Annotated in this window: 14 protein-coding genes; 5 read left to right on the forward strand and 9 right to left on the reverse strand. The window is 51.3% G+C overall.

Annotation, left to right across the window (positions count from 1 at the left end):
- The first annotated feature begins 202 nt into the window (after positions 1–202).
- From ROA7450_RS13825 to ROA7450_RS13845, 5 genes are all read left to right on the forward strand, one after another.
- Entirely contained in the window at positions 203–1,021 is an 819-nt protein-coding gene (locus ROA7450_RS13825; protein WP_085806452.1) for a helix-turn-helix transcriptional regulator, read from the forward strand.
- 385 nt (positions 1,022–1,406) lie between these two features.
- Positions 1,407–1,688: a PepSY domain-containing protein gene (locus ROA7450_RS13830; RefSeq protein ID WP_085806453.1), complete on the forward strand. Its 282-nt coding sequence runs from the start codon at positions 1,407–1,409 to the stop codon at positions 1,686–1,688.
- Between the two features lie 62 nt (positions 1,689–1,750).
- Positions 1,751–2,260, forward strand: a complete 510-nt coding sequence (locus ROA7450_RS13835; RefSeq protein ID WP_085806595.1) for a helix-turn-helix transcriptional regulator — start codon at positions 1,751–1,753, stop codon at positions 2,258–2,260.
- A 72-nt stretch (positions 2,261–2,332) separates the two neighbouring features.
- A complete protein-coding gene (locus ROA7450_RS13840; RefSeq protein WP_268808468.1) occupies positions 2,333–3,595 on the forward strand; it encodes a ferredoxin reductase family protein in 1,263 nt (420 codons plus the stop codon).
- A 325-nt stretch (positions 3,596–3,920) separates the two neighbouring features.
- On the forward strand, positions 3,921–4,742 hold the full coding sequence (locus tag ROA7450_RS13845; protein ID WP_085806455.1) for an SDR family NAD(P)-dependent oxidoreductase: 822 nt from the start codon (positions 3,921–3,923) through the stop codon (positions 4,740–4,742).
- Positions 4,743–5,090: 348 nt separating this feature from the next.
- Here ROA7450_RS13845 and ROA7450_RS20800 read toward each other — a convergent pair whose 3' ends face one another.
- From ROA7450_RS20800 to ROA7450_RS13890, 9 genes are all read right to left on the reverse strand, one after another.
- Complete coding sequence (locus ROA7450_RS20800; protein ID WP_143534458.1) at positions 5,091–6,479, reverse strand: insulinase family protein; 1,389 nt, start codon at positions 6,477–6,479, stop codon at positions 5,091–5,093.
- Position 6,480: 1 nt separating this feature from the next.
- Positions 6,481–7,770 (reverse strand): M16 family metallopeptidase, encoded by a 1,290-nt coding sequence (locus ROA7450_RS13855; protein ID WP_085806597.1) that lies wholly within the window; start codon positions 7,768–7,770, stop codon positions 6,481–6,483.
- A 631-nt stretch (positions 7,771–8,401) separates the two neighbouring features.
- Positions 8,402–8,743 carry an integrase core domain-containing protein gene (locus tag ROA7450_RS13860; RefSeq protein WP_085806456.1) on the reverse strand — a complete coding sequence of 114 codons (342 nt, stop codon included), beginning with the start codon at positions 8,741–8,743 and terminating at the stop codon, positions 8,402–8,404.
- Positions 8,744–9,114: 371 nt separating this feature from the next.
- The gene (locus ROA7450_RS13865) at positions 9,115–9,915 is read right to left on the reverse strand and encodes a carbon-nitrogen hydrolase family protein (RefSeq protein WP_143534459.1); all 801 of its coding nucleotides are present in this window, start codon (positions 9,913–9,915) and stop codon (positions 9,115–9,117) included.
- A gap of 122 nt (positions 9,916–10,037) precedes the next feature.
- Positions 10,038–11,096, reverse strand: coding sequence for a ferredoxin--NADP reductase (locus tag ROA7450_RS13870; RefSeq protein WP_085806457.1), 1,059 nt, complete (start codon positions 11,094–11,096; stop codon positions 10,038–10,040).
- Between the two features lie 4 nt (positions 11,097–11,100).
- Positions 11,101–11,583 (reverse strand): hypothetical protein, encoded by a 483-nt coding sequence (locus ROA7450_RS13875; protein WP_085806458.1) that lies wholly within the window; start codon positions 11,581–11,583, stop codon positions 11,101–11,103.
- Position 11,584: 1 nt separating this feature from the next.
- Entirely contained in the window at positions 11,585–12,112 is a 528-nt protein-coding gene (locus ROA7450_RS13880; protein ID WP_085806459.1) for a hypothetical protein, read from the reverse strand.
- On the reverse strand, positions 12,109–12,987 hold the full coding sequence (locus ROA7450_RS13885; protein WP_159454054.1) for an ABC transporter six-transmembrane domain-containing protein: 879 nt from the start codon (positions 12,985–12,987) through the stop codon (positions 12,109–12,111). The genes ROA7450_RS13880 and ROA7450_RS13885 overlap by 4 nt, the downstream gene beginning before the upstream one ends.
- On the reverse strand, positions 12,984–14,135 hold the full coding sequence (locus ROA7450_RS13890; protein ID WP_200812965.1) for an aromatic ring-hydroxylating oxygenase subunit alpha: 1,152 nt from the start codon (positions 14,133–14,135) through the stop codon (positions 12,984–12,986). The genes ROA7450_RS13885 and ROA7450_RS13890 overlap by 4 nt, the downstream gene beginning before the upstream one ends.
- Between the last annotated feature and the right edge of the window lie 3 nt (positions 14,136–14,138).

Below are 14,138 nucleotides of genomic sequence, written 5' to 3' on the forward strand. Positions count from 1 at the left end.
GCCACGGCAGCCGCTTTCGAAGTCCTTATGCAGGTCGTAAGAAGCAATTTGGATTTGGAACTGAACATGAATATCTCCCGTCTGATGCGCTTTTTATATCTTGGGAGTGACGCTAGAGACTGAAACCTAATTTGGATACGCAAAACACGTTGCAAAACTTATGTCGATTGACACTTATTCGCATAAAATGGCATAAAAAAACATGTCATCTACAAGTTTTCAGAATAACCTGCGACTCCTCTGCAGCTACGGCCGTTCAACATCTGATGTGTGCCGCCGCGCAGGATTCAATCGTCAGCAGTTCAACAAATACCTCAATGGCCACGCGCAGCCCTCTCTCGCCACGCTGCGCAAGATCTGTGATTTCTTTGGCGTGGATGATCATGAAATTCTACTTCCCCATGACGCATTCAAAGCCATTGTCCGTCTGCGCCCACCCAATCTTGGGGTGAGGCAAACACATTTTGAGGCTGCCTTAGATAACCTGATCCAAAGATCGCAGACCAACCACGAGATCCTAGAGCGGCATGCGGGGTACTATCATTCTTACTATGCCCCCGATCCTGCGCGTAACATTCTGATCCGGACAGCGGTTCATCTGTATAAGGAGAACGATGCCTGGCTCACCAAAACAGTTGATCGCAAGCTTGATGATGTTTTCTTTGTCCCTTCGCGCGTAAAATACATCGGTGTGGCAATGGAAGCGTTCCAGCGCATTACGATCCTCGAACGCGAAGTTGGCAGCGGGCGAAGCCTCTGGGCCTCGATGCTCTATTGTTCAGAACACGCCCAACCGAATTATCTCTCTGGCCTATGCATGAGTGTCGAAACGGAAGGCCGCCACGACATCAGTTGCATCCGAACAGTCTGGCAATATTTGGGAACACAACCAAACCTTCGGGACATGCTGTCCAAGTGCGGTGTCGTGAGTAAAGCCAACGAGAATCTTCCAGACATCATCCTTGAGGGAACAGATAATTCACGTCGACCGGAAGAACTTACTCTCTATCCCAGAATTTAAGAACTCATTCTTGATTGCTGCCGCTAGGCCCAGCAACCCCTCATTGATTGAAATTGACTGAGTATCTGCTTTCGATCTGAAGTGCCTTTTGTGGAAATCACGAACCACTTGTACATCCCGTTGGCGCTCTATCAATGAACGTTTACTATCGCCGCGATCCCGCCATTGCACCACAATATTGCTGCGCCGAAGATCAATGTCCGCTTCGGAGAAGCTGCGCCGCGGCAGCGTTGGACGTAATAAATGACCGCTCTGGGCCGCCATAAACCTTCAGCCTAAGCCGTAGAAATTATCCCGGAAGTCCAATTTAGGAAATCATGTTTTCTGCCCAAGTCATGGCAACCGCATTGAGTGTGGTGTTAGTCATCTTAGAAAGGAATTCGACATGATGAAGCACGGAAAAACAGTTCTCCTAGCAAGCCTTCTGATCCCTGGCGTGGCCTTAGCGCAAATCAATGAGGGTGACGCATTGGGTACAACTGAGGCGGACATTACCGCTGCACTTGAATCCCAAGGATACGCCATCACAGAAATTGAAACCGAAGACGGAGAAATCGAAGTCGAAGCCATGCTCGGCGGAAAAGCCTACGAAATTGAGATTTCTGCGGAAACGGGTAATGTCCTCGAAATCGAGCTGGATGACGAAGACGATTCTGACGACAGCTAAGAGATTTCCGGTGCGCCCGACACATGTTGGCGCGCACCGATTCACATCTGGGGGATTGTCCAATGTCTCGCACTGCCATTCTTTGGTCCTTGTTCGTGCTGCAGGCATTTTGCAGCCTGTATTTTCTTACCGACACCCTGTGGGATGTTCTTTGGCCGACCTCAACAAACAGATTTGCTGACAGTGATCTGATTGAAGGCCTCGTGACTATCGCTCTGTTTTTCGGGATGATCTTCACCGGCAACGAACTGCGGCAAATCCAGCGACACCAAGACAAGTTGACAGACCAGATCAAGGTAGCATCCGGTGCCTTTTCCGAAGTACTTGAAGAGCGGTTTCAAACATGGTCCCTCACGAAAGCAGAACGCGAAGTGGCAATATTGGCGATCAAAGGATTTTCCATCGCCGAAATAGCGGAATTGCGTGACACCAAGCAAGGGACGATCAAAGCACAATGTGCTTCCTTGTATCGTAAGGCTGACGTCTCGGGACGTCTCCAATTATTGAGCGTTTTTATTGATGACCTGCTGGCTGATGATCTGGTTGGCACAGCAAACGCTTCGGCTAACTAAGGACGCTTTATGAACCCCATTGGAATTTGCATAATTGCAGGAACGACGCTGTTTCCAGCGTACCAACTTTTCATGCTACCGAACGTTTCGGATCAAATAGCTTTGTTTTCCCAATGCCTGGGACTGGCCGCGCTGGTTCTCATGGCATGGGGTCAAATATTAGCGACAAGACTTCCTGGAATTGAATTCATGTTCGGTGGCCTTGATCGCGTTTACATCTTGCACAAATGGGCAGGTATTGCTGCGATGGTGGCCATCCTTTTGCACGACACCATTGACGCTGAAATGCGCGACCTCGGACGCGAAACGGTTTTGACCGAAATCGCCGAAACATTAGGGGAAATCAGCCTTTATGGCTTGCTGGTTCTTGTCGTGATTTCCGTTGCAACGTTCATTCCCTATCATCTTTGGAAATGGAGCCATAAGGCCATGGGTGCTTTGTTTGCCGCTGCTTCATTTCACTTCTTCTTCATCATGAAACCGTTCGCCACGAGTGATCCGGCCGGGCTTTATACCGGCGCTTTCTGTCTGGCAGGTTTTCTGGCGTATGTTTGGACACTGCTACCAGAAGAAGTGCGACCATCACGTGCTTACAGGATTTCAAATTTGGAGCAGACAGGCGGCGCGACTGCTATCACTATGGTGCCGGATGCCGCAGGCCTTCGGCCCGCACCTGGTCAGTTTGGGATATTTAGTTTTGTCGGATCAGGTCACGGCGAACCGCATCCCTATAGCTTTTCTAAAACTAGCTCTGATGGAACACTCCGGGTCACTGTGAAACCACTTGGTGATTTTACAACCAGATTGGGTCACATTCTCGAAACTGGGCAAGTGGTCAGAGTTCAAGGACCCTTCGGGCGTTTCCGGTTGTCGGGAAAATCTCCCGAAGTTTGGATTGCGGGTGGGATTGGGATTACGCCATTTCTCACATGGGCGACATCACTCAAAGCGGACGCTGACCCGGTGCATTTGTTCTATTGCGTTCGTACGCGTAACGACGCGGTCCATTTGTCAGAAATCGAAGAAATCGCAAAATCAAAGCCGAATCTTAGCTTACACGTTATCGTCTCTGCCGAAGGCAATAGACTGACTGCTGACGGCATTGCAAAGGTGGTGGGAGCGGACCTGAGCGGCGTTAAAGCGTCATTCTGTGGTCCTGTGTCTTTACGGCGTGTTCTCCAAAAGGATCTGCTTCGTTACGGCGTTACCCCTCGCCGCTTTCACTATGAGGAATTCGAGTTTCGCACAGGCATCGGACTGAAACGACTAGCACAATGGCTCGTAGGAAAATCCTGGGGCGCCGCTCCGCATATCGTAAATATCAAATCTGAATAACCCTGGCTCGGACACACTTCCCAAGAGCTGCCTTTGAGGCAGACTCTGCCGTCGACTGTTAAAAACCGCGTTGCCTCCGTCTCAGAGCTCTATTTTCTGAACCATAGACCAAGGTCGGCTTTGCGGAAGCTGCACTGCAGCGCTTGACGACCTGGTAGAGGTCTGCATTGGGCCGTCTTTGACGATGCTGGTGCCGCAAAATTGGCAGATGCTGCGATGGATCCGATAACCGCATTGAGCCCTAAGTGCTTGTTCAAATCAAAAGGCTAAGGCTAATCTCCAAAATAGGTTTTTAATTTTGGAATTGTCGGTTTGGGAGAGCGAAATGGATTTTGAAGGGAAAGTAGCAGTCATCACCGGTGCCGGAAGTGGTATTGGTAAAGGTCTTGCTCGTGTATGCTCCGCGGCTGGAATGAAGTTGGTCTTAGCGGGCTACAATTCTGAGCCACTTCAAGCTCTATCTGAGGAGTTGATCAACACCGAAACGCTTAGTGTTCCAACAGATGTTGCACAATTAAATCAAGTTGAAGCTCTTGCGACATCCACGTTGGAACGGTTCGGCCAAGTTGATTTCCTGTTCAACAACGCCGGTGTCGGGCCAACAGCTCGGACACAGGACACGTCGATAGAAGACTGGCGCTGGACTTTGTCTGTTAATCTCTGGGGGCCAATCAACGGCGTGCAAGTTTTCTTGCCAATCATGGAACAGCAGGGATTTGGCCACATTAACTGCACCGCATCCGAATCCGGGCTGTACGGGACCAGCCATCTTGCGGCCTATAACGTTTCAAAGTTTGGTGTTGTCGGATTGATGCAAAGTCTTGAACGGGATCTGCGGGCCGCAAATTCCCCACTCTCTGCTTCAGTGTTTTGCCCAAGTGCCGTCAAATCGGAAATTTTGGATTGCATGCGGAATAGATCATCAGAATCCGTTGCGAAGCATCACGAAACCGAAGAGGCCCGTCAATTCACCGCTATCATCAAGCCGGTCATCGAAAACGGTATGGACCCAAAAGAGGCGGCACGCATCGTCATTAACGCGATTTCCGATGGCAAGTTTTGGATTTTTTCACACCCTCATGTACTTGATACAGCCATGGCACAAACTATTGAAATGGTAGAAACCGGAACGCTGAGCAACCCATGATAGTTACGTTAATTCTTTCGGGTTTGATTGTAAGATTAGGAACTGCAACTAAGTCCGCGTTGTGCGCATTCGCTTTATTCTAGAATTCGCGGTCGCAGCTAATGACCGCAATGAAGGGCCGCGCTGCAGCATCAGGTGATCGCGGTGAATGTCTGCAAAGGGCCGAAAGTAGCATATTTGATTGAGTCAGGCACTACCGATGCTGCGTTGCGGAAAATGTAAGTAACGAGCCCATTTCGACAAATGCTGCACTAAGAACCGACGTCAGATTTCCGCGGAAATGAGCGTTTCACAAGCGATCGCTGCCTATTTAGAAGGGCAGGTTCAATGACAATAATCACATTTTAACTATAAGTTTTCGGCGTTAGAAAGTACTTCAAGGCAATACCTTAAGGGGGTGTTTTTCGGCAACGCGCAGTAACCTTTTGACCGCAAGCTGTCCTTGGGAGAGGCGCCTCCTCCGATAAGAATGACTAGGAAGTCTTCAAATGCCGGTAGAAGTTCCCTAGAGCTTTCAACTATTTCTTCGGTAGACACTGTCCCAAACGCTCCAAAAAGCGGTATATTGACAATGTCATTCGCGCCACTTGGGTGTTCATGAATATACTGACGTACGGCCCAGACAGGATTATTGAAAAAGTAGTAGTAGTAGACCCGGCCCAATGAATCCAACTGGATTTCCAAACTGTCTTGCTCAACAAATCCACTGCGCACGCTTTCATAAATGTCATTGATTTTGTTGTAAATCTTGGGCCACTCGAGCGCTTCGACGGTCGCGCTTATTGAAATCAACGCCTTATTCTTACCCATGACGATGAAGTCCGACCGCGGATCGTAAGCTGCGCGCATTTTCTGGCGAATTATACGGAACATTTCGGAACCTTGGTTTGCGCCGATATAGTCAACTAAGACATTTGCCCCAAGCTGATCAGTCTCGTCCCTGTATTCTTTTGCTGAAACAATCAGGATCAGCATCTCGGAAGAATCAAGGTCGGCAAAGTGCACAATACCCTTTGGCAGTGTAAATTTTTCCTTAGATTCGTCGGTCAGCGCACCGATCCATTTGGCTAAGGGAAGTTTCCATTTCGTTTTTGCGGTCGGCATCTTGTTTATCAACCGATTGATGCGCCGCTTCACTTCCTGGTCTACCGATCTCACAATCGCCTGAGTAGGTCGACCGAAACGAATGTCGCCATCGTTTAAACCATTGGCAGTATCGCCTCGCTCGTGCTCTAAGAAATCGGCGATTTCGGCCAATACATCTGAGGGTCTTCTGGTTATCGTCGAGTGGGTGAGTCTAAACGTCTCAAGCTCTCTAGCATACCATTCGCTCGAGTATTCTGGTTCGAGCAAAAGGTTTTCCAGGTGAATAAGGGTCTCTGGAAAGACTTCGTTTGGCGCGGAGACGGTGAGTATTAGGTTTTGCCCACTGAAATCGACATGTTGCTCAACCCCTTTTAATTTCAGGAATGACTCAATTTCGTAGGAAGAGCGGCTAGTTGTTCCGCCAGACACTATAGTTGATATTCTCGCTTTTACAGCGGCTACACGGTTTTGCGTGGGATGACCAATGGGCCATACCAAGGATAGTGCAGAAGTACTGTTTTGAAGAGGTTGGAGTTCGACAACTTTCGTTGCGCCAGATGCCGCAAGCAGCTCTCCGCGCACTGCTTGCGGAGATAACAGGCAAAAAATCACCAAAAGGATCGATAAATGTCGGCTATTTAGAGCGTTCATTTTACTCTACTTTTTCGGCTAAAATGAAGGATGTCGCTGACGGCTGCACAACACTCTCCGCAAAATCGATAACTTCCTGATCTTCCGTGTTGCTCAAAATGTCAGCGAAAATCGACGGAGTTAAAGGTGGGAAGCCATCGGATGCAATATTGCTTAGAAACCACAAAAATTCGTCGGGCCGACGCGCCGAATTCTGAGCCCATACTACTTCTTTTTGACGTGCCTCACTTACCTCCTCCCTGCTGATTGGCTCATTCAACAAATTGGCCAAGGTCTCTTTCAACAGCGCATGAGCTTCGTCCAAACTGAAACCGGGCATGAGCTGCGTATTAATGGTTAATTCAAGATCAGCATTTTTTGCAAAGTACCAACTAATGTCATAGTTAAGAACTCTTGCTTCTTCATGGTACAGGGCTTTGGCGAACCTCTCGTTCAAAATACTAGTTGCGATAAAAAACGTTCCTTGCATATCGATACTGGTCGATCGATCTTCGAAATCTATGAATTTGGCCAACTGCACTGTGTCGCGCTCTAACCTGTCGGACTTTAAACGTTCAACAGATCTAATTGCAGGATCTGGCTTGTGGTCCAGCCAAGGCTTTTGAGGAACCGGAGAGGGTTGGGTGTCACCAAATATAAGAGCAACGAGCTCTTCGGCTTTGTTCGTTTCAATGTTGCCCGACACAATCAACGTTGCATTAGAAGGAACATAGTGCTCCTTGTGAAACTTATACGCTTTCTCGAGGCTTAGATTGGGCAGATCGTCGATGACATTGTCTGCCCTGCCGCGCAGAGTCCCATAGAGATTTTGAAGAGCAATCCGGGTCAGCCAGCGATACGGGGACTCCCTTTCTCGAAGCAAGGTTTCACGCTGGACGATATCAATTTCGCTTTCTGCAAATTCTACTGGTAAAGAAGGAGTATCAAGGACAGCCCGAGACAGCCGCAGCAACATCTCGATTTCAGAAGGCACGCCGGAGTTCGTATATACTGTAGATACATTGTACGTTGACGCATAAATATCACGCGCCCGCGGATTTCTAAATACGGTGGAGTCCGCCGAAAACGCGGCTAGATGTTCTGTCAGGTGTGCGGTACCGGATGGTTCCGGGTCATCATACGCCCCAGAGAGAATGATCAATTGTACGTCGACATAGTCGACGTCCGTCACCGGAATTACATATGCTGCGTGCAATCCACCTTTCTCGGAAAGAGGGATGGCACTTTGGGCTTGAGTGGTTACAGCGAACGCTGAGAACACAAGCGAATAAAACAATACACCTACGCGCATCATAGTCCCTAGAGCTATGTCACTTCAGCCAAAATGCACGACATCAACCGAGCAAAGAAAGCGACAAGAATTTGTTGAATGCTTGTAGGACACGAACGGCTAATTCAAGTGACTAATTGAAGAATTTAGACGTTTGCTCGGCTCGGGGCCAAATATGCCAAAATTTAAAGTCTCGCTTTTCTACGAATAGATCAGCCAAACGCGGTACTTCAGAAAGCTGCAGCTCGTGCGAGTTATCTTCGACAGATAGAGAGGGTAATTTCTGTTTTGAAACAGAAGAAGTCATGCATATAGAAAAACGCTGTCTGCTTTTCCGCGTCAAGGTCAATCACGAACCCGAAACATTGCGCCATCGCTCGATGAAAGCTTTTCAGAATAAGACAGGGAAAGTGCCGAATAACTGGTTCGGACCGTCAGGCAACAATCTGATGAGCCCCAGATGGCTCCACCAAAGTCTCTCGTGGATGAATATCTGCAAAGATTTCTATGATGTTGTTTTCTGGATCTCTGAAGAACAGCGTTCTGTATGTCCAATCCTGGTTTGTCGGTGGTCAGATCGACAATCCCGTCGCCATCCTCGTCGACAGCAGCGGTTTTTGTTAGCGCGTCCTCAGATTGCCCATGCGTGTGTCTAGCCCCCAGTTTCAGTACCAGTGATTTGAGGTTTCTCTATTAAGGTTTCAGGCACTGGTGGACGCATGTTCAAAGCGTGATGAGGCCTGATCTGGTTATATTGTCTAAGCCAAACATTGATCGCGACCTGCGCCTGCCTGGTGCTGTGGAACCACTCTGCATTCAGGACTTCTCGTCTCAGCGTTCCGTTGAAACTTTCGTTGTATCCGTTCTCCCATGGGCTCCCGGGGTAGATTTGCTTTGGCTGGATGCCGACCTCTTTCAGCCAGTTCTGCAGATGCCCCGCAATGAACTCTGGGCCGTTATCAGAACGGATGAACTCAGGCTGGCCGTGTTTCATCAGCAGCGGATGTAGCGCGTCCAGAGAGGATAATTATGTGTTCGTTGGGTTGTTGCCGTCGGTATTGGTGACATGCATGCTCTCGGCGTGCTCATTGATCTGGCTGCCCTCCGAGGTAAAAGGTCGAAAAGTCCGCGTAAGGATGAATCACATGTGTGCAGCCATTTTCCCAGGCAGTGCTTTTGTCAAGGGCAATCATTCAATCACTCCACCAATCCGGATTTCGTTTGGGGTTTGGCCGTACAGCCAATTCTGCCGGATCATTCTATCAAATTCCCGTGCAATCCTGTGTCTCCCTCAGGGGGGTATCATTGAGAGTTAACCGCCTATGTGCTCGGCAATTCATCGAACATCCTAGGCTACAAATTACCTCAGGCCTGCTCCATCCGGCCCAGATCGGCCAGATAGGGGTTACGTTCAGTGCTGGCCTGATAGGCAGCCGTATCAATGTTGGCGTAGATCAACGTTTCGCCTTCGGCGTCCGCAGTTACCAACGCAGAGCCATCGGGGGCATAGGCGCAGGACATGCCTTGATAGTGGAACCGATCATCAGCATCGGCATGATTGGCATAGACAACGCAGACCTGACTTTCATAGGCGCGCACGGGGATGACACGGCTAGCGATGTGATGCCCGTCCGGGCCTTTGGGCAGTGCGGTTGGGACGATCACCACTTCGGCACCTGCTTGTGCCAGACGGCGCACATTTTCAGGGAATTCGACATCGTAACAGATCAAAAACCCAAGATTGACACCCTCGTACTCTGTTATGACTGTGGACAGGCTGTTGTTTTGGAACAGGGACTTTTCATAGTCCCCATAGAGATATGATTTTCGATATATCACCGGCGCTGTGCCATCGCGATGCAGACACATGGCGCTGATATAGCACTCATCTCCGTCACGTTCAGGAAAGCCCGCTACCAAACCGATGTCAATCTCGGAGGCAAACGCTTGAAACTCCTGCACCCACGGGCCGTCAGTGGGTTGTGCCAGATCACGCAGCACTTCACCCTGTCCATAACCGGTCATTGCGAGTTCAGGGGCAATCAACAGATCAGCCCCCTCGGATTTGGCTCGGTGCATCGCCGCCTTGATACGACCCGTGTAGGTTTTTGCATCTATGGCGGCAGACATCTGATAGATCGCGATTTTCAAAAACGTGTTTGTCATGGCTTTTTCCCGGATGACCAAATCTCGGGGCCGGGTGACTCACCAGAGGATTTGAATCGACTGCCCCGGTGCATTATGCGCTTGATTTTCCATGGTGCAAGACTGCACTGAAATCCGTGAGATCAATCGTAGTTCACCGCGATCTTTTCGACTGTGGCCACCGATTGGCATGTTAGGATTTGGCCTTGGGCGAGGTCGGCATCTTCAAGCGCCATGCGGGCGCGCATATGGACGGTGCCGTCAGACAGTTTGGCACGGCAGGCGCCACAAACACCGGATTGGCAGGAAAACGGTGGGGCCAGCCCCGCAGCGCGGGCCGCTTCGAGAACGGTTTGGCCCCCAGCAATAGAGACTTCGTGGGTCTGGCCGCCCAGTTGGATGTGCGCGGTTGCTGCCATTCCAGTAACGCTATCGTCAATCTCAGCCGCGCCACCATAGCTTTCCATATGGATGCGGGAGGCCGGAACATCGAGGCTCATTAACGCGTCCTTGACAGCCTTGTTCATCCCGCCGGGGCCGCAGATGTAGTATTGCGTGTCCTGCGCATAGGGCGGGTTTTCGGTGATCAGCGCTTCGATCGCGTCTTTGTCGATGATACCGCTGCGCCAATATTCGGCACCTGACAGCCAGCCGGGTTTTGAGAAGATGTGATTGACCTGTAAATGCTCGGGATTGGCATCGACAAGCGCATTGATCTCCTCGCCCAGCAGCATGCTTTTTTCGTTCACATTGCCATAAGCAAGATAAGCCACCGACTGCGGCTGCGACGCCAAAACAGAGCCTATCATGGCATAAAGTGGCGTAATACCCGAGCCCGCGCCAAAGAAGTAGTGCGTGCAGCGGGCATTTTGTTCGCCTGCCAGCGTGAAGCCGCCAAATGGGGGCATGACGTCGATCACATCGCCCGCCTTGACCGTATCATTGATGTGGTTGCTGATCAGACCTCCTTTGACTCGTTTGACGGTGATCCGCAACGGCTCGCCCGTGTCTGGCGAGGACGAGATCGAATAGCTGCGCCGAACCTCTTCGCCTTTGATATTGAAACGAAATGAGAGATGTTGACCCGGCTTCCAGGCGAAGGTGTCGCGCAGGTGGCTGGGGACATCGAACATGACGGTCTTGGCTTGGTCGCCAATTTCGGAGCGGGTGTCGAGCACCTTGAGCTGATGAAAGTCTTGCATGGGGTTACTCGTAGTTCTGGATGTTTTGATAGGTCTGCACCAATGGCTGGCCTACGGCGTTGGCGATCACGAAAGTATCGTTTTCGGTCAGGTCGCCGGTGTGGTCCTCGTAGGCATAGGTGCTGGTCTGGACGGCGTAGACCTTGATGGTATCGCCAACTTCTTCGGTCTTGACGATGCGGTGGCTGAGGTTGGATTGGGTGAACTTTTCAAGCTCTTCCAACCCGCTGTTGTCGGCATTCATCAGATCAGCGGATTTGAAGGTGAAGTGTTCATCCGGGATCCAGCCACCGAACTGCATTGAGATCTTGATGGTGCTGTCCTCGGAAAAGAGGGCATAGAGCGTGTTCCAATCGTCCTGAGCGGCGGCAGTGTAGTAGGAATTCACCAATGCCTCGGCGTCTGAGATTTGATCAGCCATGGCCGGGCTGGCAGCAGTCAGGGCTGCAAAGACCAGTGCGGGGACTTTTGATGGCAGATATGTCATGTCACTCTCCAAAACTTTTGTACGATTTCAATGCGGTGATCACCGGGCGGCCATAGTAGCGGGTCAGGGTGAGAGTTTCGTGGCCGGTGGCCTGCCCTTTGTAGCCCTGAAAGTCATAGTCCGAGCTGTGATCGATGCGGATGTATGTGCCGTCAGATTCTATGGCGATGTCGGCGGGGGCGAAGGTCCAGTTGCTTTCGCTCAGGCCGGCGCCAGTGGATGCAAAACCCCATCCGCCGCCTGAGGTGCCCGCCACCTCGGCCCAGTTGGTGGCGGTGGTGTCATAGCCATCCGGTTCGGCAGCACCGCCGTATTCAGCACGGACCTGAATACTCGCATGTGGCTGAAACAGGGTTGAAACGGTTGTCCAGTCTTCCTCGGCCAGAGCAGTGTAATAGGCCAGTGCAACCGCGCGCGCCTCATCCGCCGAAACCTTGGCCGGACCAAAGACCAGCAGATAGGCAAAGCACAGGCACATGAGGGCCGAAGTAAGACGCTGGGCAAATAAGGGGGCGTTTCTGGGGATCATGCGCCTGCCTCCAGCATCTCATTCGTCGATCGATTGATGCGATGGGTGATTTCACTGAGCCGCGTGAGGCTTTGCAACGCATAGGGCAGCGTGACAGCCGCGGCGAGAAATTGGGTGGAGTAGGTGACGATTGCGAAGATATCACCAGCCGAGGCCCCGCTTTGGGTCGCGGCAAACCACAGGTTGAAGGCCACCATCGCCATCAGCACGGCAAAGATCTTGCCGTAGACGATGCTTTCCATGTCCGACAGCTGAACCTCGAGTTTGCGCAAGCCAAGGAAATAGGCCGCGACCCTTTTGGGGCTGGCGCTTTCCAGCGCGGTAACCTGCTGCTCTGCCTGCTCATTCAGCCCGGCATTAGCCCGAAAGAAGCTGCGGGAAAACGCCCAGTAGATCAACAGGATCGCAATGGCAGACCCGCCGGTTGAGATGGCAAGCGTGGTGTGGAAGGACAGCAGGATCACGACCGAGGCGATGACCTGCACCAATGCCGTCATGGTGTTGGGGGCAGTATCTTCAAGAAAATCCACCAGCTCGCGCCCCATCAATACGCGTGCGTTGGTCACACTCACGGGGGCTGTTTCTGATCGTGCATGCTGCGTCTTGCCCAGTTCCACCCGCATGGTACCATAGGCACGAGTGTCATAGATGCGCCGGCCAGTGGCCAAAATCAGCACCAAAACGAACATTGCCATCAGAAACTGAAACGGTTGCCAGTCGTCCTTCAACAGCCCATCGATTGAGCGGCCAATCATCAGCGGCATTAGCGCGAAAAATGCCGTTTCTGCCAATGTCAGCCCCCATGTGATGGCGACCTTGCCCCAAAAGGCGCGGAACAAGGTACCAATGGACAGGCGATCGGTGATTGCAATCATGCTTCGCCCAGCCATTTGAGAACACGTTTTTGATGTTCGATTACCGGGCTCTCGCCCTGTGCTGCGGGGCCCGTTTCAAAGTAAGGCGAATTGAGCGAAGCCTGTTGTTGCTCGCAGGCATAGATATCCTCGGCAGTGAAATCACCACCTGCCATCGGATCGTCTTCACTCGATGCGTCGTTGCCCTCGTATTTCCCGCTCAGGCCAAAATTGTTCCAGAAGCTTGAAGATTTCATCGCCTGCTTGGAAAACGCCCATTCCGAAACATTGGCCACCCGCGAGCGGTTATGAACACGTGTCAGCGCGGGTCCCAATGGTTCTATAATGAAGATATTCCACCCATCTTCAGCCGAGCCGATGCCGATGCCGGGCCAAAGCATCGGCACCCATGCCCCGTTCTGGTCCTCGGGGATGACCCGCGGGGCGGGTAGTTTGGCATCCTGATTCTCGGCATATTCGGGCACTGGGGGTTCCCAGAACATGTAGTGATCGCCTTGCCAATGGTATTCTGCTGCCTTTTGATCATACATCTGAAGCGTGCCCGAGTGCAGATGGCTGAGGTGATAGACATCGATGTAATTCTCGACCACGATCTTCCAGTTGGCTTTAATCTCGTAGCTATTGCGCGCCTCTTCGTATTCAATCAGCTCTTCAGGTACGTGCGGGCCGATATGCTCTTCGACCGGGCCGAACCAATCGGTGATCGGGGCTGCATCAGGATCTGGGTGCACGAAGATCATCGATTTCCAGATATCCACGCTGGCGGGCTTCAGCCCATGACAGGCCTTATCGACCTTGCCGAATTCTTCATGCTCTTCCGGGACCGAGATCAGGTTGCCCTCAAGGTCATAAGTCCAGTCATGATAGGGGCATGTCAGCGCTTTTTGGGTTTTGCCAACGGCGCGGATCAACTGTGTACCCCGGTGTCGGCAAATGTTGTGAAAGGCGCGCAGGCGGCGATCACGCCCCATGACGATAAAGATATTATTCAGGCCAGCCTGAACGCTTATGTATTGGCCCGGCTCCGAGACATCCTCCATGAACCCGGCATAGCGCCATGTTTTGGAAAAGATGTCGCGCATTTCGCGATCAAACCACTCCTGCGAGGTATAAGCTTTGGTCGGCAACAGGTGTAACATGTTTGACATTTA

The organism is Roseovarius albus (genome assembly GCF_900172335.1).
Taxonomy (GTDB): Bacteria; Pseudomonadota; Alphaproteobacteria; order Rhodobacterales; family Rhodobacteraceae; genus Roseovarius; species Roseovarius albus.

What these genes read in the sequence shown, in the direction of transcription:
- ROA7450_RS13825 (WP_085806452.1), top strand. Translation starts at nt 203, where the DNA reads ATGTCATCTACAAGTTTTCAGAATAACCTGCGACTCCTCTGCAGCTAC.
- ROA7450_RS13830 (WP_085806453.1), top strand. Translation starts at nt 1,407, where the DNA reads ATGATGAAGCACGGAAAAACAGTTCTCCTAGCAAGCCTTCTGATCCCT.
- ROA7450_RS13835 (WP_085806595.1), top strand. Translation starts at nt 1,751, where the DNA reads ATGTCTCGCACTGCCATTCTTTGGTCCTTGTTCGTGCTGCAGGCATTT.
- ROA7450_RS13840 (WP_268808468.1), top strand. Translation starts at nt 2,333, where the DNA reads ATGCTACCGAACGTTTCGGATCAAATAGCTTTGTTTTCCCAATGCCTG.
- ROA7450_RS13845 (WP_085806455.1), top strand. Translation starts at nt 3,921, where the DNA reads ATGGATTTTGAAGGGAAAGTAGCAGTCATCACCGGTGCCGGAAGTGGT.
- ROA7450_RS20800 (WP_143534458.1), bottom strand. Translation starts at nt 6,479, where the DNA reads ATGAACGCTCTAAATAGCCGACATTTATCGATCCTTTTGGTGATTTTT.
- ROA7450_RS13855 (WP_085806597.1), bottom strand. Translation starts at nt 7,770, where the DNA reads ATGCGCGTAGGTGTATTGTTTTATTCGCTTGTGTTCTCAGCGTTCGCT.
- ROA7450_RS13860 (WP_085806456.1), bottom strand. Translation starts at nt 8,743, where the DNA reads ATGAAACACGGCCAGCCTGAGTTCATCCGTTCTGATAACGGCCCAGAG.
- ROA7450_RS13865 (WP_143534459.1), bottom strand. Translation starts at nt 9,915, where the DNA reads ATGACAAACACGTTTTTGAAAATCGCGATCTATCAGATGTCTGCCGCC.
- ROA7450_RS13870 (WP_085806457.1), bottom strand. Translation starts at nt 11,096, where the DNA reads ATGCAAGACTTTCATCAGCTCAAGGTGCTCGACACCCGCTCCGAAATT.
- ROA7450_RS13875 (WP_085806458.1), bottom strand. Translation starts at nt 11,583, where the DNA reads ATGACATATCTGCCATCAAAAGTCCCCGCACTGGTCTTTGCAGCCCTG.
- ROA7450_RS13880 (WP_085806459.1), bottom strand. Translation starts at nt 12,112, where the DNA reads ATGATCCCCAGAAACGCCCCCTTATTTGCCCAGCGTCTTACTTCGGCC.
- ROA7450_RS13885 (WP_159454054.1), bottom strand. Translation starts at nt 12,987, where the DNA reads ATGATTGCAATCACCGATCGCCTGTCCATTGGTACCTTGTTCCGCGCC.
- ROA7450_RS13890 (WP_200812965.1), bottom strand. Translation starts at nt 14,135, where the DNA reads ATGTCAAACATGTTACACCTGTTGCCGACCAAAGCTTATACCTCGCAG.